Below are 24,097 nucleotides of genomic sequence, written 5' to 3'. Positions count from 1 at the left end.
ATCGGGTCATGAACTCCGGTTTATCCCCGAGGCGAAAGGGTGTGGCATAGTATTGTGTCACCCACGCGGAGAAAAAGACGTGAGCTTTTACGAGACAGCGCTGGAAACGGGTCGAAAAATCTTCGCCGTCGCGCCGATGATCGACTGGACCGATCGACATTGCCGTTTTCTCCATCGGCAGCTGTCGTCAGATGCTCTGCTTTACACTGAAATGGTCGTGGCTGACGCAATCATTCACGGTCCGCGCGAACGTCTTCTGTCGTTTTCCGCTCAGGAACATCCCGTGGCACTGCAACTCGGCGGTTCGGATGCAGGCAAGCTCTGCGAAGCGATCCGTATAGCCTCCGATTACGGTTATGACGAAATCGGGCTCAATGTCGGCTGTCCGTCCGATCGTGTCCAGTCGGGCACGTTCGGCGCCTGTCTGATGCGCGATCCCGGCCATGTTGCCGATCTGATCGCTGCAATGAAGAAAGTGTCTCCCGTTCCGGTTACGGTGAAATGCCGCATCGGTATCGATGACCAGGAGCCGCGCGATGTCCTGCCTGACTTTCTGGCCCGCATGATCGGGGCAGGGGCGGATGCAATCTGGATCCACGCCCGCAAGGCCTGGCTGCAGGGCCTGTCACCGAAGGAAAACCGCGAGATCCCGCCGCTCGACTACGATCTCGTCCACCGCATGAAGAGCGAGAACCCCAACGTGTTTGTCGGTATAAATGGCGGCATCTCCACTCTTGAGCAGGCTGAAAGCCACCTTTCGGTTATGGATGGCGTCATGCTCGGCCGCGCCGCCTATCAGAATACTGGTCTGCTGGCCGGGGTGGATGCCATGCTGGATGGTTCGAGACCTGCCGGGGCTCGAACCCGTGAGACTGACTGGATGAGCCTCCGCGACACGATGATTGCCTATGCCGATGAGGTCATCGCCTCCGGCGGACGCCTGCATCATGTCACTCGCCACATGGTAGGCCTATTTCAGGGCTATGCCGGTGCCCGGCGTTTCCGCCAGATCCTGTCGTCCGAGGCGACAAAACCCGGTGCGGGGACGGAAATCATCACGGCAGCCTTCGCCGCCGTCGATCTTTCCGGCAACGCTGAGCGTGAGCCGGAACGAATCGCGGGATAGACCCCCAATAATTTATGGGTATTGGTGCATGTATCAGAATGCAACAGCCCTGCGTTGTTTCGTATTAGACATTTCTTAAATAGCGTACTCGTAATGTTCCAGCCCAGTGACGGTGAAATCAATCACCGCGTGGATCTGGTAGTGTATGATGTTCAAGGTTCTGGAATGCGTCGCGGTCCAGCACGATCACGCGCTGGTGGCTCTGGCAGCCGGCATCTGCGTCGTCGGCATGCTGGCGTTCTTTCTCATCCATCGCCGGGCAGTCGAATGCAGCGAGAAACGCCGAAAAATCTGGCTGCTCGTTGCGGCCGTCACCGGCGGGCTTTCGGTTTGGGCCACCCATTTCGTCGCCATGCTCGCTTATGAGGGCACGGTCGCCATCGAATTCGAACTGTTCCGCACCATCCTTTCCGCCGTCATCGCCGCTGTCGGTTTCTGGGCAAGCCTCAGGATCGCCGAGGGCGGCACGCTGAAGAGCGAGATTGCCGCCGGCATTGCCGCGACGCTGACGGTTGCGGCAATGCATTTCACCGGCACGGCATCGATCCGCGCTGCGGCGACGATCCGTCACGAGATCGGCATGATCCCGGTCGCTGCCCTGCTGTCGATCGGCCTCGTGACCTTCGCCTTCCGAATGTCGATGCGTCGCAACGGGCGCCGCGGCCTCTGGGCAGCTGTCGGGGCAAGCGTGTTGTCGATCTGCCTCCTGCATTTCTCCGCCATGTCGGCCACCACGCTCGTCCCAGATCCGTCGCTGCGGGAAGTGTCTCTGGATGGTGATGTCGGCCGGATCTGGATGGTCTGGGCGGTCTCCGTCGTTGTCGGCATGATCGTGCTGGCAGGCACGATCGCGAGCTTCCTCGATCGTTATCTCACCGACCTGCGCGGTTTCGCCAATGCGACGCTCGAAGGCCTCGCGGTGGTGCGCGAGGGTGTCATCATCGAGGCCAACGCCCGTTTTCCCGCCATGCTCGGCCTCAGAGACCGGGATGTGCTCGGTCGCTCTCCCGATGCGCTGATGGTGGCCGCCGACGGGATTTCGCTGATCGATGTCGAGCGCACCCGCGCGGTCGAGGCTGCCCCCCTGAAGGCGGGACCGTTGAAGCACGGCAAGGAGGCCTTTCTCGAAGTCGCGGTCCACACGATCGAATATCGCGGCCGCCAGTGCCAGGTGCTTGCGGTCCGCGATCTGACCGAAAAGCGCATCGCCGAACTCAAGGTCGAGCACATGGCCCGCCACGACGCGTTGACCGATCTGCCGAACCGTTCGCTGTTCAACGAGAAGCTCGACACCGCGATCGAAGTCGCGGGCGGCACCGGCGAGCGGCTGGCGGTGCTGGCGCTTGATCTCGACCGCTTCAAGGCCGTCAACGACGTGTTCGGCCATGCCGAGGGCGACCGGGTGCTGATCAGGGTCGCCGATATCCTGCGCCGCTGCGTCGGGGTGACCGACACGCCGGCCCGCATTGGCGGCGACGAATTCATCATCCTCCAGCCCGGCCTTGAGCAGCCGACCGCCGCCTATCTCCTGGCCGACCGCATCCTCGACACGTTCCGCCAGGAGATGAACGTCAATTTCGACCCGAAGGCGGTCGGCGTCTCGATCGGCGTTTCGATCTTCCCGGAGGACGGCCGCACCGCCGACGAGCTGCGCAATGCCGCCGACATGGCGCTCTATAACGCCAAGTTCAACGGCCGCGGCACCGCCGCCTTCTATTCCGCCGACATGGACGCCGACCTGCGCCAGCGCCGTCTCGTCGAAAGCGAGCTGCGCCACGCGGCCCTGCGCGACCAGCTGTCGCTCGTCTTCCAGCCGCTGTTCGACGCCTCGAACGGCACCTGTACCGGATATGAGGCGCTGATGCGCTGGCACCACCCGGACCTCGGCCAGGTCTCGCCGGCAACCTTCATTCCGGTCGCCGAAGAAACCGGCATCATCGTCACGCTCGGCGAATGGGCGCTGCGCGAGGCTTGCCGCACCGCTGCCTCCTGGGATGATGGCCTGGCGGTGGCGGTCAATGTTTCGGCGGTGCAGTTCCGCTTCCCTGATCTGGTCGACACGGTCTCATCGGCGCTCACCGACAGCGGGCTCGAACCGCACCGGCTTGAGCTGGAAATCACCGAAACCTCGCTGATCGAAAATCGCGAGACGGTGCTTGCCATGCTGCAAAAACTGCGCGCGCTCGGCGTGATGATCGTCATCGACGATTTCGGCACCGGATATTCCTCGCTCGGCAACCTGCAGGCTTTTCCCTTCGACAAGATCAAGATCGACCGCAGCTTCATCTGGCAGATGGAGGAGGATGAAAGCGCCCGCGCCATCGTCAAGGCGATCATCGGGCTCGGCAAAAGCCTCGACCTGCCGGTCGTCGCCGAAGGCATCGAGACATTCGGCCAGCACCGCATGGTGATCGAGGAAGGCATCGAGCAGCTGCAGGGTTTTCTGCTCGGCAAGCCGAAAAGTGCCGGCGAAGTAGAGGTCCTGTCCGGCATCCGCCGCGTGCCGACCTTCCGCAAGCGGGGGTGAGGCGGGGCGAGGACAGGCGGCGGGGGCAGGGCGCAGGCCGGAAGTCTTCGGGAAACTCCCGCCGCATTGCTTCATTCCTCCGCACCCCTCAGCCGATCGGCTGCCACTATCCGTTTTTCGCGTGCGCGTCTGGCTTTATCCCATCGTTCCACCATCCAGCGATGCGCCACATTGCGGGCGATTGCGATCGACAGATCGTCGGAAAGCCGCTCCGGCCCGCTCAGTGCCTCGAAGAACGGACCGTCGCTGCCGAGAAACCCTTTTGCAAAATGCGCCGCCTGATAGATCTGGTCGAAGATCGCCCGCTGACCAGGATCGAGATTGCGCAGGCAGCAGGGTTCGCGGCTTGTCTCGAAATACCAGCGACAACGCTGGCCACGACGGCAGCTATGGCGGCGGCAGACCATCTGCGGCATGGCCATTGCGTCGGCGGTGCACATGGCAAGATGGGCATCTAATGACGGCTTGCTGTTGGACATTTTTCCCCCTTGGCGATCCTCGTTTTCCTCTCGAGGGTCAACTCGAAGAGGCTTGAACGGACGGGGCGCTGAAAGCTGCCTCGTAAGTTAGTTTATAGGTGACACCTCTCAGCGCCCCGTTCGGCAGTTTTTATCCGCGACTCCGGTCCCTCTGCCGTTGCCTTGCCGGATGATGTTCGTCTGGCTCGGTGGAAAACGGACGAAACGACTTATCGCCAACCTTCCATTTCACCGCCGCCGGGCCTTCCGTTCTCACGGACGGACTTGGTCGAAGCCCGGCGAGACCATCCTTCAGGCCACCATGTGTGCCGCACAGGCACATCCGACGCGCCGTTCGGGCATCAGAAGCGGCAGGCCGGTCCGAAACCTTGCCGCTTCCCCCGTGTCGCCGGAGGGAGACCATTTTCCGCGGACCCCGATGGCGACGGTTCACGTCGTCCCTTCACCACCAGCGCCGGTCCCATCTCGTCGGCACGCCTGCCGGTGTATCCGTGACGGGACGGGGAGATTGTAGGCACGAGGCGAGGGGGCGGGGATGAAAAGGGAAGGGATTCCGTGCAAGTTGTTGGTTTTGTTTGCTGGAGGGAGCTGCAACGTCCACGTTATGGATTGCAACCCCGCCCGCCGTCATCCTCGGGCTTGACCCGAGGATCCAAAACCAAGCGGACTGACATCGGCCCTTTTGAGGTCATCTTATGGGGACCGTACATGGATCCTCGGGTCATCCTCGGGTTAAACCCGAGGACGAGGATGACGGCCGAGAGGGAGGCGCAAAGGTGCCTAAAGCAAGCGGCGTGGGAGACGCGATTGCCCAGAACCGCATGCGCGAAATTATCCACTTTGAGCCGAGACCAATTTCCCCAATCTCGAAAACCCGCCGCAATTGACACTCTGTCATGTTCTGTCACTGTGGCCACGGGCAAGCATCATCGTGTCGGGGGACAGGACAGCATGAACCAGGTATTGCAGGCGGCTCAGACCGGGTCGCGCGCGGCGCGTCTGCGCTGCGAATTTTCGATCGGCCAGTCCATCGGCCATGTCATTGTCTGGGTCGTCCTGACGCTCGTCACCTTCGGCCTCGCGCTGCTGGTCTTTCCCTATTACCTCAACCGGGCGGTGCTGAACCGCACCGAAGTGCTCGACCAGCAGGGCCGACCGATCGGCAAGCTGCGTTGCAACTTCGACCTGATCTCCTCGATCGGCCATGTGATCATCTGGGGAATATTGATCCTCATCACCTTCGGTATCGCCGGGTTTTTCTATCTCTACCGGGTGGTGCGGGTCGTGCTGAGTGATACGGTGATTGAGTATTATTGAGAACGCATCTCGGTGAAAGTAAACATCAGATGCAAAAGACTAAGGGTATAATCACGCCCAACGTATTTCGCATGCCGGCGAATCTTGATACGCCGCAATGAGGGGTTGCATTCGGTATCGTAGCATAGATTGAGGCTGACGGGTTATGAGAATTATATACTCAGTAGAAATAAACTATTTTCGCTCTGTATATCAGGTAAAACTTAAGTCTGTTAAAGATTACAATGTTTTCGTCGGGTCAAATGACAGCGGTAAAAGTAATGTATTAAGGTCTCTTAATCTATTTTTTAATAACGAAATATCTGATTTCGAGAACTTTTCTTTTTTGGATGATGTAACTCATTTACGGCAGGATGAGGCGAGAGACGCAAAAGGCCGGCTGACAATTTGGATGAAAATCACGTTTCTCAATTATGAGGGCTGGAAGACTCTTCCGGAGAAGTTTTGGGTGAAAAAAGTTTGGAACAGATATGCAGACTTTCCTGAAGTGACGTCTGATGTTGAAAATCAAGCATCCCTCACTAAATTTCTAAATAAAATTAGATTTCATTACGTGCCGGCGGTGAAGACTCAAGATACTTATTCTTACTATCTGCGGCAGCTTTACGAAATTTTATCTGCAAAACAGGATTTAGATTTGGTTGCTCCTGCGCAATTTTTGTCTCAAACCATAAATGGTGCTGTTGAGACTATGTCTGGGAGAATTAAGTCAGCAACTGGAGTGGATAGTACGATAAATATTCCAAGCAACTTTCTGGATATATTTGAGAGGTTGAGTTTTTCAACTCAGGTTGGAGAATATTTTGTTCCGCTAAACCGGAGAGGGGATGGTATACAGGCGAGGCATATCCCTCATATAATTGAGTATATTTCGGAAAATAATAGTAAAAGCAACATTTGGGCTTACGAGGAGCCAGAAAATTCACTCGAGCTTTCAAATGCATTTGAGCAGGCTGAGCAGTTTGTTGGTGAGTTTTCTGAACGAAATCAGATTTTTTTGACTAGCCATTCTCCAGCTTTCTACGGCATGGAAAGCGATCGAGCTCAGAAGTACTTTGTTGAGAAGGTAGATTACAATGGCGCCAGTGTATCTTCATTATCTAAGTTGCAAGATGTTGAGAAGGCTGATGGAACTTTAGGTGTTGCTCGGTTTATAGCCAAAAAAACGGAAGCTCTATTTGATGAATTAAGAATACTGAAGGACAATAACGATCGATTATCACGACTGCATCGTCCGGCAATCGTGACTGAAGGTGCTACGGATGTTGAAATTCTCCGTGAAGCCCAAAAGAGAATATTAGGCGATGCAGACTTCTACGATGTATTTTGCTGTGAAAGTATTGAAGGGGGAGGAGGTGGGCATACAACTCTAAAGTCGCTCGTTGAGAGTATTCCATCTAAAGAGCGTTTCAAAAGAGTTGCTATTTTTGACAGGGATAAGGGAGGGTGTCTGTCCTTCGAGAATCTCAAAAATTTCGATTTATTTGAACATTATGCAGATGCGAAGCGTCGTGTTTGCGGGCATGTTTTTGCGGTAGTTCTTCCCGATTTGGATTGGGACGTGCCATACTTTGAGTTGGCTGGACGACCAGTTGCAATTGAACAAATGTTTTCCCCCGATACGATTGGGCGGGATATTATCAAGTATAAGTTCTCAAGCTCCTCAGGAAGTCTACAGCAAAAAAAGATAGATGGTTTAATAAAGGCAATTGGATTAGAGGAAACTTCTCAATTCGTAAAAACGCACATTGAGATTTCGGATAAGAAACTTGCCTTATCTCGTATAAAAAAAGCAAAAGATAACGAATTTTCTTCGTTTGAAGGATTGTTCGATATTATAGGAAAGGCGGTTGAATAGTAAAAATTCTTTAAGTGTAACTACGTTGAGACCAGAACATTTTCTGTCTATGCGCCATGGCAGTGAGGATAACGCTTATCAAAGCGAGTGAGCGCCCAAGATCGACATCCGTCGATTTTGGGCATCTTGAATATGTTCACGTAGAAAAGTGTACTATTTGCGGAGTAGTGATTTAGAGCGTCCAAATTACCGCCCCGGCCGCCCGGTCTTGCCCTTCGTACGTCCCTTCCGCTTCTGCTCCCCGGCATCCTCGTAACTCCCGGCACCAATCTTGCCGCGGACAACCGGGCGGGGATTGTCCTTGCTGCCATCGGCGCGTTCGGGTTGGCCTTCCATGAGGGGCGAGAAGCGTTTTTTGGTGCTATAGGTTTCCGGCGGGCGTTCGGGGAGGGCGCCGGTCGATGGTTTTTCGGTGCGGCCGACGGTCATTTCGTCGAGTGTGTTGCGACGGAAGAGAGGGCGTGCGGTGTCGGTGCCCGGGCCCATGTCGTCGAGCGTGGGTTTGTTGAAGTAGGAGGCGCTCTCCTCTGATCTCCCCCCTTGTGGGGGAGATGCCCCGTTAGGGGCAGAGGGGGGTGTCGAGGCGGGCTCAGAGGGTAAGGCGCGCCCCTCTGTCCTGCCGGACATCTCCCCCACAGGGGGGGAGATCGACTCGCGGTTAGGTTTCGTTCCACCTTTGCCGCCGCGTTCCTGGCTTCTTGCCTCGTCTCTTGCGATCGGGTCGTCCATGGTCGCCAGTTCGGCGGCCTTGAGGCGTTTGATCTCGTCGCGCAGGCGGGCGGCTTTTTCGAAGTCGAGATCGGCTGCGGCATCGCGCATGCTCTTTTCCAGCGCGTTGAGATGGGATTGCAGGTTGTTGCCGACCAGATGGCCGCCATCGGCAAAACCCTTGCCGGATGCGCCGGAAATGTCGGCGCGGACGTGGTCGCGTTCGTAGACCGAGTCGAGGATATCGGAGATCTTTGCCTTGACCGATTCCGGCGTGATGCCGTGTTCGGTATTGTAGGCCATCTGCTTTTCGCGGCGTCGGGCGGTTTCGTCCATGGCGCGCTGCATCGAGCCGGTGACCTTGTCGGCGTAAAGAATGACCTTGCCGTCGACGTTACGCGCCGCGCGGCCGATGGTCTGGATCAGTGATGTCTCTGACCGGAGAAAACCTTCCTTGTCGGCATCGAGAATGGCGACGAAACCGCATTCCGGGATGTCGAGGCCTTCGCGCAGGAGGTTGATGCCGACGAGCACGTCGAAGGCGCCGAGGCGCAGGTCGCGGATGATCTCGATGCGTTCCAGCGTGTCGATGTCACTGTGCATGTAGCGGACGCGAACGCCCTGTTCGTGCAGGTATTCGGTGAGGTCTTCGGCCATGCGCTTGGTAAGAACGGTACATAGCGTGCGGTAGCCTTTTTGCGCGGTTTCGCGGATTTCGCCCAAAACGTCGTCGACCTGGGAGCGGGCGGAGCGCACCTCTACGGGGGGATCGATCAGGCCCGTCGGGCGGATGACCTGTTCGGCGAACACGCCGCCGGACTGTTCCATTTCCCAATTGCCGGGCGTGGCCGAGACGGCGACGGTGAGCGGGCGCATGGCGTCCCATTCCTCGAAGCGCAGCGGGCGGTTGTCCATGCACGAGGGCAGGCGAAAACCGTATTCGGCAAGCGTCGCCTTGCGGCGGAAGTCGCCCCGGTACATGCCACCGATCTGGCTGACGGAGACGTGGCTTTCGTCGATGAACAGAAGGGCGTTGTCGGGGATGTATTCGAACAGGGTCGGCGGCGGCTCGCCGGGATTGCGGCCGGTGAGATAACGCGAATAGTTCTCGATGCCGGCGCAGGAGCCGGTGGCCTCGAGCATTTCGACATCGTAACGGGTGCGCTGTTCGAGGCGCTGGGCTTCGAGCAGGCGGCCGCCCTTTTCCAGCTCGGCGAGGCGGTGCTTCAGTTCTTCCTTGATCTGCTTGATCGCGCCGTTCAACGTCGGGCGCGGGGTGACATAGTGCGAGTTGGCGTAGATTTTTACCGACTTCAGGTCGCCGGTCTTCTGGCCGGTGAGCGGGTCGAATTCGGTGATCGAGTCGATCTCGTCGCCGAACATCGAGATGCGCCATGCGGCATCTTCAAGGTGGGCCGGGAAGATTTCAATGGTGTCGCCGCGGACCCGGAACGAGCCGCGGATGAAATTGATGTCCTGGCGTTTGTATTGCTGGGCCACGAGATCGGCGAGCAGCTGGCGCTGGTCGAGGCGGTCGCCGACTTCCATCTGGAAGGTCATCGCCGTGTAGGTTTCGACCGAACCGATACCATAGATGCAGGAGACCGAGGCGACGATGATACAGTCGTCGCGCTCCAGCAGCGAGCGGGTGGCGGAGTGGCGCATGCGGTCGATCTGTTCGTTGATCGACGATTCCTTCTCGATGAAGGTGTCGGAGCGCGGCACATAGGCTTCCGGCTGGTAATAGTCGTAATAGGAGACGAAATATTCGACCGCGTTATCGGGGAAGAAGTTCTTGAACTCGGAATAGAGCTGGGCCGCGAGCGTCTTGTTGGGGGCGAGGATAACGGCGGGTCGCTGGGTTTCCTCGATCACCTTGGCCATGGTGAAGGTTTTGCCCGAACCGGTGACGCCGAGCAGGACCTGAGAGCGCTCGTTGTTATTGATGCCCTCGACGAGATCGGCGATCGCGGTCGGCTGGTCGCCGGCGGGCTGGTATTCCGAGGCCATGCGGATGGTGACGCCACCCTCGGATTTCGCCGGGCGTTCGGGCCGGTGCGGCGTCCACAGCTTGCCGTCCTTGAACAGCGGGTTTCCGGATTCGATCAGGGCGGAGAGGGCTTCGACAGTGGCGGTGACGGCGCCGGGGGCGAGGCTTTGCGCGTCTTCGAGGCTGATATCGAGGCCTGCGACCGGATTGAGGCCAGCTGCGGCGCGGGTTTTCGGGTCGGACGAGGCGCCGATCGACACGCCGCGGGCGGTTTTGCTGGCCGTCGTGTTCTTGGCGGTCTTGCCGCTGGTTTTGGCCGCTTTCTTCGCCTTGGCAGCGTCCTCTTCCGCCTCGCGCAAAGCCTGTTCGCGGGCGGCGATCTCGATCTTCTTGCGGTGCTTGCCGGCCTTGGAGGCGATCTCGCGCTGGGTCTCGATCCCCGACGCTTCCGCCTCCGCCTCGAGCTGCTTCACCCAGTCGGCCACACTGCCTTCCAGCGGCGCACCTTCAAAGGATGACTGGGGAGCTTCACCGAAGCCGCTGGAGGCATCGGGCGTGGATTTTTTCGGGGATCTGGCCATGGCCCGAATATGGAGAGAGTTTTTGCGGAAGTGAAGAGGGGGAGGTGGAAAAATGAGTACAAAAGGGAAACAGCTGGGCGCCGCCGAGAGCATAGACGTGGCGGGTCAGGCCGCCGGCGTCAGAAGCCTCGTCAGCAGCCAGCCGGCGATGGCCTCGACAGGCATCGGGCGGCCGAGGAAATAGCCCTGTGCGGCGGGACAGCCGAGATCGCGCAGGGTTGCGGCTTCTTCCGCCGTCTCGACGCCTTCCGCGACGATATCCATAGACAATGCCTTGCCGAGGCCCGCCATGGCGCCGACGATTTCCTGGTTCTGGAAGCTGCTCTCGATGCCGGCGACGAAACGGCGGTCGAGTTTCAGCCGGTCGACCTTCAGCGTCACCAGATAGGCAAGCGATGAATGGCCGGCGCCGAAATCGTCGACGGCGAGCTTGTATCCGGAGCGTTCGATATGTTTCAGCTGCTCGCCGGCCACCAGCGTATCGAGGATCGCCTCTTCGGTGATCTCGATCTCGAACAGGGCCGGATCGATGCCATGTGCATGGGTGATGCGGTCGAGCGTTTCGGCGACGGAATACAATTCGAATTCGCGCGGCGAGACGTTGACCGACACGCTCGCTTCCGGCAGGCCGAGCGAGGGCAGTGTGGTGAGCAGTCGGCAGGCGCCGGTGGCGATGCTCGCCGTCAGCGCTTCGGAAAGATTGGCCGCATGCGCCGCCGCGACGATTTCCGGCGGCGGCACGGCGCCGAGTGACGGATGCGTCCAGCGGACCAGCGTTTCGAAACCGATGACGCTGTTCTGCGCAAGCTCCACCTGCGGCTGGAAGACGACGGTCAGTGCGCCGGACGAGATCGCGCCGGCGAGATCCTGTTCGATACGCCGCTGGCGATCGGCGCGGGCTTTCAGCGACGGGTCGAATTCACGCCACTGGCCGCGGCCTTCATCCTTGGCGCGATAAAGCGCCATGTCGGCGGAGACGAACAGGTCAGCAGCGCTTTCCGCATGCTCCGGCCAGATGGCGAAACCGATCGAGACGCCGGACACGACCGGCCGGTTGCGGATGACGAAGGGCTCGCGGCCGCGATCAAGGATGCGGGAGGCAAGCTGGCGCGCCTCGGCGGCAGCGGTGGCGCCACCGATGACGACGGCGAATTCGTCACCGCCCAGCCTTGCGATGAAACCGCGTTCGCCGACGACCTCGCGCAGTCTGTGACACGCTTCCAGCAGCAGTTCGTCGCCGGCCGAATGACCGAACGTGTCGTTGATCGTCTTAAATCGGTCGAGGTCGAGGATAAGCAGCGCCAGTTGCTCATTCTGCGCGCCCGCATTTTCGATGCCGCGTTCAAGCGCGACATTGAATGCGGCGCGGTTCGCAACCCCGGTCAGCGGATCGCGATTGGCGAGCACTTCCAAACTTTCATTGGCGCTGAGAATGCTTGCATTGGCCCGGCTGAGCGATTGCGCCAGCGCCGTCGCCTTCACCTGCGCCTCGATATTGCCGATGACGATCGCCTGGCCCTTTGTGCTGCTCTTGTAGAGCACGAATGTCAGGGCCAGCACGTTGAGTGCCAGAAGATGACCACCGGCCGCTTCACTCATCAAAAGCGTGACTACGACCGAAAGATGGACAGGAAGGGCGAAGGCGAGCGCGGTGATTGCATGGCCGGTTCCGAGCAACACGGCGCCCGTGGCCATTCCGCACATCAGGATATAGATGCCGCCGTCGACACCCAGCGCATCGAAATTCGAAAGCATGAAGGGCAGGGCAGCCCAGGCGATGCCGCTGACCAAGGCGCCCAAGGTCATCAGGCGAAGACAGTGGTTCGGCTTCAATTCGTCCAGGCGGCGGCGTTTTATTGCGGTGCCTACGGCAAAACGCCAGACAACTGTTGCCAATGCGGCAATGCACCAGACGACGGCAAGAGTTGTTATGCCGCGATTGATCGCGCTCATCAGGAGCGCCGAAACCGACACTAGCGCATTCACCGTAAGCGTCGTGGGGAGGCGCTCAAGTGTGGCCGCGGCTTGCGCCTGCCTCACCGCGAGTTCAAGTCGCGGGGCGTTTATCTGACTTGTCGAATCCTGCAGCATTCACTAGGTCGTCACATTCACGGTTTGCAAATGTAACATAAGGTCAAGCTAATAATAAAGTCTTTCCGATACTGTGGCCGAGTGCGAGTGAGGCTCTGATTGGCCCAACATGCCGGTTTTCAAAGGACTGTCAGGTTCTTTCCCTATCCTCCTCACGCATGATGCCGAAAGTGTGAGATGAGCCGGCGAAACCATTGTGTTGAGATGAAGTTGGTCGAATTCGAAGTGCTGCTTTGGCAGGAACCTCAATACGGATCGACCGTTGGATTACAATCTGTCCATCTCTCGAAAATGCCACATTCTGTCACCGTTTCCGCCCTAGTTGTCGGTGAGGATTCTATCGAACAAGGAGTAGCGCATGGCTCTTGCACGGCCCACGCTTGCGGCAATCCGCTATGGATATGGTCTTCGGCCCGGGCAGGACAGCCCGTCCGATGCCGATGGGCTGATGACCCAGCTTGCCAAAGGCATTGCCGCCAAGGATCGTTTTCCTCGCGAAGGACTTGTGGGCCGTCGTGAAACCGCCACGCGCGTGATCTCGCTCAGGGCCGCGGAGGCCAAGGCCGCGCGGGAAGGCAAGCCGAACGAAAGCATCCGCAAGGAGACGCAGCGCGAAGCGCAGCGGATCTATCGGCTCGATGCGATGTCGCGCCTCGCGCAGGCCATTCATTCGCCTTTCGGTTTTTACGAGCGCCTGGGCAGTTTCTGGATGGATCATTTTTCCACCAGCGCGCTCAAATCCCTGCCAATGCGCATGATCGTGCCGCTTTACGAGACGGAAGCGATCCGGCCGCGCATGGCGGGGTCGTTTGCCGATCTGTTGAAGGCTGCCATCCTGCATCCGGCGATGCTGATCTATCTCGATCAGGACCAGAGCGTGGGCCCGGATTCGCGGGTTGCGCAGGAGAATGGTCGCGGCCTGAACGAAAATCTGGGACGTGAACTGCTGGAACTGCACACTCTGGGCGCTGGAAGCGGCTATACTCAGGAGGATGTACGGGCCGCGGCACTGATCCTGACCGGGCTGACGGTGGATAACCGAGCGCTGGAAATGGTCTATCGCCCGCGTCGCGCACAGGGCGGTACGATCACGCTGCTCGGACGCGACTATCAGGACGACGAGGCCGGTAGCCAGGATCACGTGCGCATGCTGGAGGATCTTGCTGCCGATCCCCGCACTGCCACCCATATCTGCCGCAAGATTGCAGCCCATTTCATCAGCGATGAACCGCCGGCCGACATGACCGAGGTGATGGTGGCAATCTGGAAGGCAAGCAATGGCAATCTCGGTGAGGTCTACCGCGCCATGCTCGAACATCCGCTTGCATGGGAGAATCCGGGTCAGAAGATCAAGCAGCCGTTCGAATTCGTCGTGTCCGGTTTTCGCGCACTGAACCTGCCCGACGACAATATGTCGGCACTTCTGGCCGATATGGAAGGCGATGACGATGATGTCGGTCCGGTCGGAAAGGCCATGCAGATGGCCGGGGCGGCGAAATCGGCCGAACAGCGGCGCAAGCGCGCCGGACAGGCAAATGCGCTGACGCTCGGCGCGCTGCAGAAGATGGGGCAGCCGATCTGGCAACCGCCAAGTCCGGCAGGCGTGCCTGACAAAAGCGATGCCTGGCTGACGCCGGGCCAGCTCAGCGAGCGGATCGACTGGTCGCGTCGTGCCGCCAGGTTGCTTGGACAAAAACTCGAACCGGCCGATTTTCTCCAGATGGCGCTCGCGGACGCCGCGACACCGGAAACACGCAAGATTATCTCACAGGCGCCAAGCAAGCTGCACGGGCTGACCATGGTGCTGGCATCGCCCGAGTTTAACAGGAGATAGGTGGATGGCATGGATCAAGGATATCGAGCGTATTGCGCTGTCCCGTCGCGGTTTTCTCGCCGGCGCCTGCTGCGTTGCCGCCGCGCCGGTCCTCACCCCGGTAACGTTCGCCGCCATGCCCGGAGACAACCGGTTTGTCACCATCATCCTGCGCGGCGCCATGGATGGCCTCGACCTCGTGCAGCCTTACGGTGACCCGGCCTTTGCCGCGCTGCGCCCCAAGCTCGGGCTGACGCCCGATACGGGACTGCTCGACCTCAACGGCTTTTTCGGCCTTAACCCGGCAGCCTCTGCACTGATGCCCTTGTGGCAGGCCGGCCAGCTATCCTTCGTTCATGCTGTTTCGACGCCCTATCGCGACCAGCGAAGCCATTTCGACGGGCAGGACATTCTGGAAACCGGCGGTGCCGACAAAAGCCAGAAAACCGGCTGGCTGAATCGGGCACTGGCCGTCATCCCGCGTTCCGATGCGCGCAAGGCGATCGATATCAATACATCGATGGAACTGATCCTGACCGGGCCGAACCAGGCGGATAACTGGTCGAGCCAGAGCGATTTTTCGCTGGCCGATGACGAGATCGCCTTTCTCGACCGGCTTTATTCCCACGATCCGCTGTTCGCCAAGGTTTTCGATGAGGCGAAGACGACGGGGGCCGCGGCGGATCAGCTCTATGCCGATGGAAAGCGCGGTTCTGGCATTGCCGATATGGCGAAACTCGCCGGCGGCATGTTGCGCGAGCAATACCGGGTCGCAAGCTTCTCGATCAACGGATGGGATACCCATGTCGGCCAGGCGGGCCAGTTCAAAAAGGCGGCCGGCGACCTTGCGACAGCAATCATGACGCTGAAGGACACGCTTGGTGACGAAGTCTGGAACAAGACCGTGGTTCTGGCCATGACCGAATTCGGGCGCACTGCCCGTGAAAACGGTACCAATGGTACCGACCACGGTACGGGCGGCCTTGCCGTGCTTGCCGGCGGTGCCGTCGCCGGCGGTAAGGTGCTCGGCACATGGCCGGGGCTTGGCGAAGGGAAACTGCTCGACGAACGCGACCTGATGCCGACCGGCGATGTTCGTGAAGTGGCCGCCGCCATGCTCTACCGCCAGTTCGACATCAAGCCGAGCAGCCTGAGCAGCCGGGTGTTCCCGGGGCTGGGGTTTGACGAGGGCTCGGTGTTTTTGAAGGGGTGAGGTGGTGGCTGAGCCAATTCCACCGCGGGTGTGACGCGCTTTAGATAACTTGCCTGCGTCCCGGAGTGGACGTCCTGTTGAAGCCGGTCACCGGTTCGCTCTCATTATGTGGCCTGCAAGCTGTCTCCATGTTGGGGCGAGGGCACAGTGCGAGGATGCCTTATTTCTCGCCTTCCGCCTTTGTCGCGCTATTTGACCGGCTTTGGAGAACCGTGATGCGAACGATATATTGGGACAAGCCGGTCAGCGTGGGCGGCAGATTGATTTTTGGCCCGCTGGATGCGCAGGAACACATGGTCAGTTCGTGGACTGCCGTGAAGGATAGCTCATTTGCCGTCGCTGCAAGCGCGATACTCGATGCTCTGGCAGGGCGGGCATCCCCTGATGTTGCGCGCGAGCTTTTCGAAAAGGCCTTGAGTAATTCCCGATAGAACCGACAGACATTCTTCCCAGACGCCGAGAGAATGATCTCGAACTGACAGGGACTGGCTTCCATGGAACTTAAGGTGTTCTGTTTTGTTGGCCATATGTCGCATCCCGCGACAGGGAGTAAGCAATGACTGACACTCCAAAGCCTGGTCAGCAGGACGATAAACGTTCGGATCAGCAGAACAACCGACCGGATGACAAATCAGGCGTCCAGACCAAGCCGTCCGATCGTGAAAACGACAAAACCGATCGACGCTAACTGATGACCCGGCTGGGTGATGCCCCAGCCGGAGGCCACGCAGAAGTACAATATCAGCATCGACTTACATGTGGGTATCGGATATGTTCAGCATATCGTCGGCAACCGAATTCGTAGGCGCTGACGGCTGAGAGTTTGTAACTCCCGCCTGCAAAAGCATGGCGGTCGATCATGACACGTAGCTCAGCACTCATTTCGCATTTTCTAAAACTACACGATCTGACGGCCCAATATGGCCGTCTCAAACCGCTGCCGGTTTCCAATCATGCTCAGACAGGCAGTGCTCCTGCGAGCCCCACATAGATGGGGACGGTCACGCGGATTGGTTTCGCGCTACATTGGGCGAAGCCAGTCTACGTAGGCGAGGGCGACCAGCTTGATACGGTCGTGTCAGGCCCTGCCGACGCAATCAGGTGGATGCAGGCCCATTTCAAGCACAAGCGCGGCCTTGTGTACTGGCGCGCTCACTCCCTTTGCCATGAGGCCCTTCTGGGAACACTGCACCATGACTTTGCTCGCCAACCTTTCGTCGATGCGTGGGTCGAGCAAAGCCATTTTGAACCGGTACCGGAGACCTAGTCGTCAAGCGTACGAATGAGGGAGCACGCTAGATGCAGATGATCCCTCGACCGAGCGGCCGGAGTCGGGGTTCTTCGGCTGCTCGGTTCATGTCTGTTTTGGAATGGCGATGCGACAGAGTAGCATCATTCTGCCGGAACCGGCTTCGGTTTGCCGTCCTCATCCAGCGCGACCATGACGAAAGTTGCGGCGGTGACTTTTTCCAGTTGCTGGTGACGTGCGCGGTGGGCCCAGGCTTCGACATTGAGCGTGATCGAGGTGGTGCCGACGCGGGTGATTTCCGTGTAGATCGCCATCGTATCGCCGATCTTGACCGGCAGCTGGAACGCCATTTCCTTGACCGCCGCGGTGACGACGCGGCCGCGGGCGCGCTCGGCGGCGCGGATGCCGCTGGCAAGGTCCATCTGGGCCATGACCCAGCCGCCAAAAATATCGCCGGCCGGATTGGCGTCGCTCGGCATGGCCAGCGTTCGAAGGGTCAGTTCACCGGTCGGTCTGGCGAGTTCGGTCATTCCGGAATCATCCTTTGCAATTATTCGTGTCGGTCGGGAGGCGGACACTAGCCTTGTTTCTGGCGATTGCCAGTTTCTTTTGGTCATGGCGACCATGAGCCATCGTCATGACTTGGCTGCGGAGAATAACCCAAGAAGAAATGTGGGTTCGACTTGATCGCGCCTTGCCGCCCGAGTTCTTCACGGCCCGGTAACTTCCGATCATTATCATTTAATGAGAATTGCAAATATCGGGGGAGGTATCATGCAACGTCTTGCCATTTCCTGGCGTCTTTATTGTCTCGTCGCGCTGTCGCTCGTCATTCTGGCCGGCGCGCTGACCTTCAGTCTTTTCGAAAGTTATGCGTCTTCCGAACGGGAACGGAAGGCCGGGCTTGCCCAGATGAATGATACGGCGCTGGCCGTGCTGGCCAAATATCAGGCGATGGAAGCCTCCGGCGCCCTGTCTCGCGAAGAGGCGCAGGCGCAGGCAAAGGGCGTCATCGCCGCCATGCGCTACGACAATGGTTCCGGTTATTTCTGGATCAACGACATGCACCCGAAAATGGTCATGCATGCGGTAAAGCCGGAGATGAATGGCTCGGACCTTTCACAGAACAAGGATCCGAACGGTAAATTCCTGTTCGTCGAATTCGTTCAGGTGGTGAAGGCAAACGGCAAGGGCTTTGTCGATTATTACTGGCCCAAGCCCGGCGCGAGCGAGCCGGTGGAGAAGTTTTCGCATGTGGCTGGATTCGCGCCCTGGGGATGGATCGTCGGTACCGGTGTTTATGTCGATGACCTGAAGGCGATGTTCCGCGAGGATGCGACGGATTTCGCCATGATCTTTGCGGTCGGCGCTCTTCTTGTGATCGGCGGAGCATGGCTGGTGGTCAAGAGCGTCACTACACCTCTGTCGCGCGTGCAGCGGGTGCTGCAGGCGATTGCCGGCGGCGCGACGGGTGTTGTTGTTCCCTGCACGGGCGAAAAGAACGAGATCGGCGAAATGGCGCGGGCGCTGGTCGTGCTGCGCGATAATGTCGAGGAACGTGCCGAATTGCAGGCGCGCGAAGCGGAGCAGCAACGCGCCATCGCCGCCGAACGTTCCGCGAGCGAAAGGGCGATTTCGACCGCCGCTGGCCGGCAGTCGCACGCAATGCATGAACTCGGGCAGGCGCTCGAAGGGCTGGCGGCCGGTGATCTTTCGGTGTCGCTCGGCGATATCGGCGAGGATTTCGTCAAGCTGAGGCAGGACTTCAACGATGCCGTCGGCGCGCTCAATCAGGCGATCGTGGCGATTTCCGAAACGGGCGTGATCGTGCGCGACAGTGCGTCGGACATTTCCGGTGCGACCGGCAATCTGGCCAAGCGCACCGAACAGCAGGCGGCGGCGCTGGAAGAGACGGCGGCGGCGCTCGACGAGATCACCACCACCGTGCGCACGGCATCGCAGCGTGCAAGGGAAGCGCGGGAAATGGTGAGTGAAACCAAGCTCAGCGCCAGCCGCTCCGGCGAGATCGTCCGCAATGCGATCGACGCGATGGGGCGGATCGAGCAGTCGTCCGGGCAGATCAGCCAGATCATTTCCGTCATCGACGAGATTGCCTTTCAGACCAATCTTCTGGCGCTGAATGCCGGTGTCGAGGCGGCGCGCGCCGGCGAGGCGGGCAGGGGCTTTGCCGTGGTGGCGCAGGAAGTGCGCGAACTGGCGCAACGCTCGGCGACCGCTGCAAAGGAGATCAAGGTTCTGATCGGCAACTCCGTGCAAGAGGTCGAAGGCGGTGTGACGCTGGTGCGTTCGACCGGCGAGGCGCTGGTGGAGATCGCCGTGCTGGTCGAGAAGGTCAATGCCCATGTCGAGACGATCGCCACCACATCGCAGGAACAGGCGAGCGGCCTGGCCGAGATCAATTCCTCGGTCAATCACATGGACCAGATGACCCAGCAGAACGCAGCCATGGTGGAAGAGACGACGGCGGCAAGCCAGACGCTTGCCGACCAGAGCCTGCATCTGCAGCAATTGCTGGGGGGCTTCAGGCTCGGCAATACCGGTATCCGCTCCGTCTCCCGCGCTGCCTGACGCGTTCGATACGGTTGATTTCCCAAAGGGCCGGAACGCGGAGGCGTCCGGCCCTTTCCCGTAATATGGCGAAGCCGATCCGAAATGGCCCGCAAACCGCCATGCTTCATCAAGCTTTCGTTTACCCAATCTGCCTAAAATCAAAACCTGTGTCATTTCGGCATCGAGCGAGAGGCAACTGGTATGGCGTATGCTTCCCTATCGACGCGAGTGATCAGCTCGCTTCTGGTTTCGACCTTTCTGGTCGCCTGTTCGGCAGAGAGCCTCGTGCCGCCGGCATCGATCGACAATGGCACGCAGGTCGGCTCCATCTCGCGCTCGTTGCCGCCGTCACCGATTTCCCAGCCCGCATCGCATCAGCCTTATTCAGTTGCTTCCGCGCCCGTTTCTCAGGCAAGCGGCGGCGGATATCTGGCGGCGCCTTCAGCCCAATCACCGATGCAATCAAATGGCGGCGGTCATTATCTGCGCGCCCCGAATGGTGCGCCGGCGACGATCCCGGCCGAAGGCGTCAACATGGATGAAGAGTTCGGTTTCAGCCCCGACGAAAGCGATGTCGTCGGTTTGGCCGAGGAGCAGGATGGCGATATCGCAGAAGGGGTCGGCGACCAGCCGGTGGTCGGTGGCATCGGCACCGATAATCCGGTGGCGCTTAACGCACGTCGTCAGCCGATCGATGACCGCGTAATCGTACCACCGAAGCGGTCAGCAGCGGGCATTGGCAGGCAGGGCTCTTCCGCCCCAATGACCTGGGGTGACAATTCTCCCGTGACCGCACCCGGTCGGGCGCCGGCGCGGGCCGAGGAGGTCGCCATGCTGCGGCCGAATAATCCGGTCGCCGGCCCGGTAACCGACGATGCCCCGATGAGCGCGCCCGATGGCGCCTGGCAGCGCACGGTCATGCCGCAGTCGGAAGTGGCATGCCGCACCGAACTGCGCCGTCTCGGTGTCGAGTTCAAGGATCTGCCGCGCATTTCCCAGGGGCCGAGTTGCGGTATAGATTATCCGGTGAAGCTTGCCGGCCTTTCGGGCGGTATCGATGTGAGGCCGGCGGTGACGCTGAACTGCCAGGTGACGCTTGCCTTCGCCAAATGGGTGAAGAACGATCTGGCGATTTCCGCCCGCACCCGTTATCTCACCGGCATTCGACAGATCCAGCCGATGGGCGGTTATTCCTGCCGCAAGATGAACAACAGCCGCCAGCGCTACAATCCGATGTCCGAACATGCCCGCGGCAACGCGATCGATATCGGCCGCATCACACTCAAGAACGGTCACGATATCGATGTTCGCAAGAAGGGGCTGTTCTCTTTCCGCGAAGGCGGGCTGCTGAAATCGGTGCGCGGTGACAGCTGCAAGTATTTCTCGACGGTACTTGGCCCGGGCAGCAATGCCGAGCATTGGAACCATTTCCACTTCGACCTTCGCTCACGCAAAGGCGGCCGCCAGTATTGCAACTGAGCGAACTATCTGGATTTGAAGCCTGATATGGCGAGAAACTTCTCGATGCTCAGTTGAGGCGCTTGGAAGGGGAAGGCGCGAGCATGTCTTTTTCACCGATATCGCAGCTATCGGTATCGCGGAAATCTGCCGGCATCGGAATTGTCAGCGCATCGACCATGAAATTCGCCAGATCATCAAGGGACGCGAAGTCGAAATCATCAGCCTCAGAATTAGCCTCTGGGGCGTTTTCGGTTTCTTGCTGAATTATGTTCTTCTTCACGGAATTCGGCATGATCATCGACTCTCATCTGCAGCAACGAATTTAGGAAAAATATGTGGTCTGGTATCGTGGTACCACATATAAGGCAACGTACCCGAAATTGCATACGTCAATTGCCTGTATCTATTTCATCGCCAAAGAGTTTCTGACGGCAATGAAAAGCAGGATGTTGCTGGGAGCCGGCAGCGGCCAACTCACGGCAGCATCTTATCTGCCCAGATATTTCTGTTTTCTAAATGTCATCTCGCGAACCGGCGTCGCTGCTGTTTGCGCCAACCCTTGCCCCCCATTATTTAAGGGGTATTTCAGCATCTGCCGTAACTACAGTCGCCACCCGTTTGGGTGAGCCGCTTTCGGAATTGCAGCACTGATAACAGGGTACCCGGATACCCTGTTTCGGCAAAACGGATTGACCGACGAGTGTGTCATGGGGCGGTAGGAAGGCAAGTCTTCCCTGTCCTTTACCCTACGGTCCGAACGTACTGATGACATTGTGGGGCCGTCGCCACGCTGTGACTTGTCTGACAACGACAATGATGCGATGAGGTCTCTTGATGATGAACAACCGTCAAGGGCCGTTTTCTCGGCTTAGTAGTGCATGCCCCGCCCAATCGCTCATGCCTTTTTCTTCCGGCTCATGAGTTAAAATCGCTGCCGGAGAACGTGATGCCTGCCTTTCTCGATATTCTTCCCTTCGTGGTGGCGCTGCTTGCTGCCGGCGTTCTGGCAGGGCTTCTTGCCGGCCTGTTCGGGATTGGCGGTGGCGCTATCCTCGTGCCGATCTTCTTTCACGTCTTTGGGCTGCTCGGCGTGGACGATGCGGTGCGCATGCATCTGGCGTTAGGTACATCGCTTGCCATCATCGTGCCGACTTCGGTTCGCTCTTTCACGGCGCACCGGCAGCGTGGAGCCGTGGATATCGACCTCCTGAAGGGCTGGATCATTGCCGTTCCGCTCGGCACGCTTATCGCCACATTGATCGCCGCCTGGGCGTCCAGCACGGAACTAAGGCTGATCTTCGCGGTGATCGCGCTCGTCCTGGCGCTGCGAATGATTTTCAATCGGGCAAGCTGGAAACTCGGCGACGATCTCCCCAGAAATCCGCTGAAATTCTTGGTCGGTACCGGCATCGGCATCCTGTCTGGCCTGATGGGGATCGGCGGCGGCGTGTTGAACAACACCTTCATGACACTTTACGGCCGCACCATCCACCAAGCGGTCGCAACCTCCTCCGGCGTCGGTGTGCTGATCTCAATCCCTGGTCTTGTCGGTTATATCTGGGGCGGCTGGGGCAAGAGCGGCTTACCACCGTTTTCGACCGGTTATATCAACTGGCTGGCAGTGGCGCTGCTGATCCCGGTCACGCTCTATACGGCACCTTACGGTGCACGACTTGCGCATGCGCTGTCCAAGCGCCAGCTGGAGGTCGGGTTCGCGCTATTTCTCGTCTTCATCGCACTGCAGTTTTTCGCCAGCGTGATTTTCTAGTGTTATGCCGACGTGAAGGGCTACCGTCTCTTTTGCGCCAATTGCTGTCATAGCAAAAATCTAGCTGATTTCGTCGTCTTCCAGGAAGAGCCTCCACTTGACTAAAGAGGGAAAGATTTCTGTAGAGGGAAACATCGGGTTTGTCTCAGGGTGCCAGGTGAGATGCACTTGAGCATAACAATCATCGGGGACCTGAAACAGAAAGTCGTCTCGCTGTTGCAGCCTCGCCAATGCCCGCACTGGCACATTGTGGAGAACATGTTCAGGGCTTAGTTCTCGATGTAACTCAAGTTCAAAATGCTCAGCGGATTCGGCGGATATGAGTTGCCAGCCTTCGGGAAGTTCTATCTCAACCATGCTTCGGCATTAGCAAGCCATTATTGACTTTACAACGTCCGGTTAGGGCCGGAAGCTGACCAGAAACCATGGCAGCTTCGCGCCAAAAGCAGTCATTACTACAGAGAATGATTTGGCATCACGATATGAGGCCAGTGCGACTGCGAAGGCTTTATTGAGGCTTCCGTCCGCGCATTCCAAATTGGCTGCGCTGTCCGGGTGGCGATACGGCTTTGCGTAGCGTTGCCTTATCGAAATCGGCTACATTGCCGTCCCTCCGGACCCGTTTATCCGGTCTTGCAATTGCCCAGAATGTAGCTCCAGCTGGAATCCAAGGAAGATTGAAGAGGAAAGACCTAGCCAACGCACTTACGATGTCGTTCTGAACTGGCGTCAAATTGATATAACCCCACCACAGTATGTGCGACAACAGAAACCAAACAGATACATAGCTGAGAAGGGAAGTGCGTCTTCTCCAGCTCAACAATAAGTGCGCGAGAGGAGCGAGGACAATCATGGGAAGAAACCCATACGCAAATCCGAATGTCCAATTTATACTTGCCGCGTATAGCACCGACCAATCCGCACCAACCTCTGGCAGCCCCGTGAAGACAACATTGGCGAAAAAAGCCGTGTACAATGGTGCCCAAAGGGGTGAAAGCAAAGTAGCCCAGAATACGCGTAGCATGATTAAATCCTAAATTGGACGTCACAACGAGGCCGTCGCCAACCACTGCAACCTTAGCGTTCGATTGTGAACCTTTACTGCCTCAGTTTGCCGCAATTTTACTGTTGCGTGGTGTTGAGATAGTGAATTTTGTTGGCGCGAATGGCCGACAGCCGTCACGTCCGCTTCGGGCCGACTACCGTCATGGCGCAGAAGCGCCATGTGTGGACGGCTCCGGTTTGGCAAGAGTTTTGTCGACTTTTTGCACGTTGCTGGTCGGAGCTGCCATGTGTCCGGCCTTTGGATGCGGCACAGAACGAGGCCGCTGGCCATAATGCTCTC

16 protein-coding genes are annotated in these 24,097 nt (G+C 58.6%); 11 read left to right on the top strand and 5 right to left on the bottom strand.

Annotated features, from left to right (window positions below; genetic code table 11):
* Positions 1–79: 79 nt before the first annotated feature.
* Both dusA and ACI3K0_RS23295 read left to right on the top strand, forming a co-directional pair.
* Positions 80–1,126: a tRNA dihydrouridine(20/20a) synthase DusA gene (dusA, locus tag ACI3K0_RS23300; protein WP_183821755.1), complete on the top strand. Its 1,047-nt coding sequence runs from the start codon at positions 80–82 to the stop codon at positions 1,124–1,126.
* Positions 1,127–1,274: 148 nt separating this feature from the next.
* Positions 1,275–3,653 carry an EAL domain-containing protein gene (locus ACI3K0_RS23295; RefSeq protein WP_404946350.1) on the top strand — a complete coding sequence of 793 codons (2,379 nt, stop codon included), beginning with the start codon at positions 1,275–1,277 and terminating at the stop codon, positions 3,651–3,653.
* Between the two features lie 71 nt (positions 3,654–3,724).
* Here ACI3K0_RS23295 and ACI3K0_RS23290 read toward each other — a convergent pair whose 3' ends face one another.
* Positions 3,725–4,132 (bottom strand): hypothetical protein, encoded by a 408-nt coding sequence (locus tag ACI3K0_RS23290; RefSeq protein ID WP_183821753.1) that lies wholly within the window; start codon positions 4,130–4,132, stop codon positions 3,725–3,727.
* A gap of 951 nt (positions 4,133–5,083) precedes the next feature.
* On the opposite strand from ACI3K0_RS23290, the gene ACI3K0_RS23285 reads away from it, so the two are divergent.
* Together ACI3K0_RS23285 and ACI3K0_RS23280 are read left to right on the top strand one after the other, a co-directional pair.
* Positions 5,084–5,449 carry a DUF6693 family protein gene (locus ACI3K0_RS23285; protein ID WP_210303577.1) on the top strand — a complete coding sequence of 122 codons (366 nt, stop codon included), beginning with the start codon at positions 5,084–5,086 and terminating at the stop codon, positions 5,447–5,449.
* 145 nt (positions 5,450–5,594) lie between these two features.
* Positions 5,595–7,307, top strand: a complete 1,713-nt coding sequence (locus ACI3K0_RS23280) for an ATP-dependent nuclease (protein WP_404946349.1) — start codon at positions 5,595–5,597, stop codon at positions 7,305–7,307.
* A gap of 186 nt (positions 7,308–7,493) precedes the next feature.
* Here ACI3K0_RS23280 and uvrB read toward each other — a convergent pair whose 3' ends face one another.
* Positions 7,494–10,586, bottom strand: a complete 3,093-nt coding sequence (uvrB, locus tag ACI3K0_RS23275; protein ID WP_183821751.1) for an excinuclease ABC subunit UvrB — start codon at positions 10,584–10,586, stop codon at positions 7,494–7,496.
* Positions 10,587–10,691: 105 nt separating this feature from the next.
* Positions 10,692–12,677 (bottom strand): bifunctional diguanylate cyclase/phosphodiesterase, encoded by a 1,986-nt coding sequence (locus tag ACI3K0_RS23270; RefSeq protein WP_183821750.1) that lies wholly within the window; start codon positions 12,675–12,677, stop codon positions 10,692–10,694.
* A gap of 358 nt (positions 12,678–13,035) precedes the next feature.
* Here ACI3K0_RS23270 and ACI3K0_RS23265 point away from each other — a divergent pair, with 358 nt between their 5' ends.
* From ACI3K0_RS23265 to ACI3K0_RS23250, 4 genes are all read left to right on the top strand, one after another.
* A complete protein-coding gene (locus tag ACI3K0_RS23265) occupies positions 13,036–14,511 on the top strand; it encodes a DUF1800 family protein (RefSeq protein WP_183821749.1) in 1,476 nt (491 codons plus the stop codon).
* A 4-nt stretch (positions 14,512–14,515) separates the two neighbouring features.
* Positions 14,516–15,703, top strand: a complete 1,188-nt coding sequence (locus ACI3K0_RS23260; RefSeq protein ID WP_183821748.1) for a DUF1501 domain-containing protein — start codon at positions 14,516–14,518, stop codon at positions 15,701–15,703.
* A 215-nt stretch (positions 15,704–15,918) separates the two neighbouring features.
* The gene (locus ACI3K0_RS23255) at positions 15,919–16,134 is read left to right on the top strand and encodes a DUF982 domain-containing protein (protein WP_183686141.1); all 216 of its coding nucleotides are present in this window, start codon (positions 15,919–15,921) and stop codon (positions 16,132–16,134) included.
* Positions 16,135–16,694: 560 nt separating this feature from the next.
* Entirely contained in the window at positions 16,695–16,970 is a 276-nt protein-coding gene (locus ACI3K0_RS23250) for a DUF982 domain-containing protein (RefSeq protein ID WP_148148799.1), read from the top strand.
* A 125-nt stretch (positions 16,971–17,095) separates the two neighbouring features.
* Here ACI3K0_RS23250 and ACI3K0_RS23245 read toward each other — a convergent pair whose 3' ends face one another.
* Positions 17,096–17,482: an acyl-CoA thioesterase gene (locus ACI3K0_RS23245; RefSeq protein ID WP_148148798.1), complete on the bottom strand. Its 387-nt coding sequence runs from the start codon at positions 17,480–17,482 to the stop codon at positions 17,096–17,098.
* A 244-nt stretch (positions 17,483–17,726) separates the two neighbouring features.
* Here ACI3K0_RS23245 and ACI3K0_RS23240 point away from each other — a divergent pair, with 244 nt between their 5' ends.
* Together ACI3K0_RS23240 and ACI3K0_RS23235 are read left to right on the top strand one after the other, a co-directional pair.
* Positions 17,727–19,541, top strand: a complete 1,815-nt coding sequence (locus ACI3K0_RS23240) for a methyl-accepting chemotaxis protein (RefSeq protein ID WP_183821747.1) — start codon at positions 17,727–17,729, stop codon at positions 19,539–19,541.
* Between the two features lie 183 nt (positions 19,542–19,724).
* Positions 19,725–21,002 (top strand): extensin family protein, encoded by a 1,278-nt coding sequence (locus ACI3K0_RS23235; protein WP_183821746.1) that lies wholly within the window; start codon positions 19,725–19,727, stop codon positions 21,000–21,002.
* 49 nt (positions 21,003–21,051) lie between these two features.
* On the opposite strand, the gene ACI3K0_RS23230 is transcribed toward ACI3K0_RS23235, so the two are convergent.
* The gene (locus ACI3K0_RS23230; RefSeq protein WP_404946348.1) at positions 21,052–21,282 is read right to left on the bottom strand and encodes a hypothetical protein; all 231 of its coding nucleotides are present in this window, start codon (positions 21,280–21,282) and stop codon (positions 21,052–21,054) included.
* A 648-nt stretch (positions 21,283–21,930) separates the two neighbouring features.
* Between ACI3K0_RS23230 and ACI3K0_RS23225 the strand changes: the two genes are divergently transcribed.
* On the top strand, positions 21,931–22,752 hold the full coding sequence (locus tag ACI3K0_RS23225; protein WP_183821744.1) for a sulfite exporter TauE/SafE family protein: 822 nt from the start codon (positions 21,931–21,933) through the stop codon (positions 22,750–22,752).
* Positions 22,753–24,097: the final 1,345 nt, after the last annotated feature.

The organism is Rhizobium sp. ZW T2_16 (genome assembly GCF_044987325.1).
Classification (GTDB): domain Bacteria; phylum Pseudomonadota; class Alphaproteobacteria; order Rhizobiales; family Rhizobiaceae; genus Neorhizobium; species Neorhizobium cellulosilyticum.
The sequence above is the reverse complement of the archived record's forward strand: the minus strand, read 5'-3'. Positions and strand labels throughout refer to the sequence as shown.

Excerpts from the sequence above, each read along its gene's own strand:
- ACI3K0_RS23270 (WP_183821750.1), bottom strand. The coding sequence starts at position 12,677 with ATGCTGCAGGATTCGACAAGTCAGATAAACGCCCCGCGACTTGAACTC.
- ACI3K0_RS23250 (WP_148148799.1), top strand. The coding sequence starts at position 16,695 with ATGGGGACGGTCACGCGGATTGGTTTCGCGCTACATTGGGCGAAGCCA.
- ACI3K0_RS23295 (WP_404946350.1), top strand. The coding sequence starts at position 1,275 with ATGTTCAAGGTTCTGGAATGCGTCGCGGTCCAGCACGATCACGCGCTG.
- ACI3K0_RS23280 (WP_404946349.1), top strand. The coding sequence starts at position 5,595 with ATGAGAATTATATACTCAGTAGAAATAAACTATTTTCGCTCTGTATAT.
- ACI3K0_RS23245 (WP_148148798.1), bottom strand. The coding sequence starts at position 17,482 with ATGACCGAACTCGCCAGACCGACCGGTGAACTGACCCTTCGAACGCTG.
- ACI3K0_RS23290 (WP_183821753.1), bottom strand. The coding sequence starts at position 4,132 with ATGTCCAACAGCAAGCCGTCATTAGATGCCCATCTTGCCATGTGCACC.
- ACI3K0_RS23255 (WP_183686141.1), top strand. The coding sequence starts at position 15,919 with ATGCGAACGATATATTGGGACAAGCCGGTCAGCGTGGGCGGCAGATTG.
- ACI3K0_RS23260 (WP_183821748.1), top strand. The coding sequence starts at position 14,516 with ATGGCATGGATCAAGGATATCGAGCGTATTGCGCTGTCCCGTCGCGGT.
- ACI3K0_RS23265 (WP_183821749.1), top strand. The coding sequence starts at position 13,036 with ATGGCTCTTGCACGGCCCACGCTTGCGGCAATCCGCTATGGATATGGT.
- ACI3K0_RS23285 (WP_210303577.1), top strand. The coding sequence starts at position 5,084 with ATGAACCAGGTATTGCAGGCGGCTCAGACCGGGTCGCGCGCGGCGCGT.
- ACI3K0_RS23225 (WP_183821744.1), top strand. The coding sequence starts at position 21,931 with ATGCCTGCCTTTCTCGATATTCTTCCCTTCGTGGTGGCGCTGCTTGCT.
- ACI3K0_RS23235 (WP_183821746.1), top strand. The coding sequence starts at position 19,725 with ATGGCGTATGCTTCCCTATCGACGCGAGTGATCAGCTCGCTTCTGGTT.
- uvrB (WP_183821751.1), bottom strand. The coding sequence starts at position 10,586 with ATGGCCAGATCCCCGAAAAAATCCACGCCCGATGCCTCCAGCGGCTTC.
- ACI3K0_RS23230 (WP_404946348.1), bottom strand. The coding sequence starts at position 21,282 with ATGATCATGCCGAATTCCGTGAAGAAGAACATAATTCAGCAAGAAACC.
- ACI3K0_RS23240 (WP_183821747.1), top strand. The coding sequence starts at position 17,727 with ATGCAACGTCTTGCCATTTCCTGGCGTCTTTATTGTCTCGTCGCGCTG.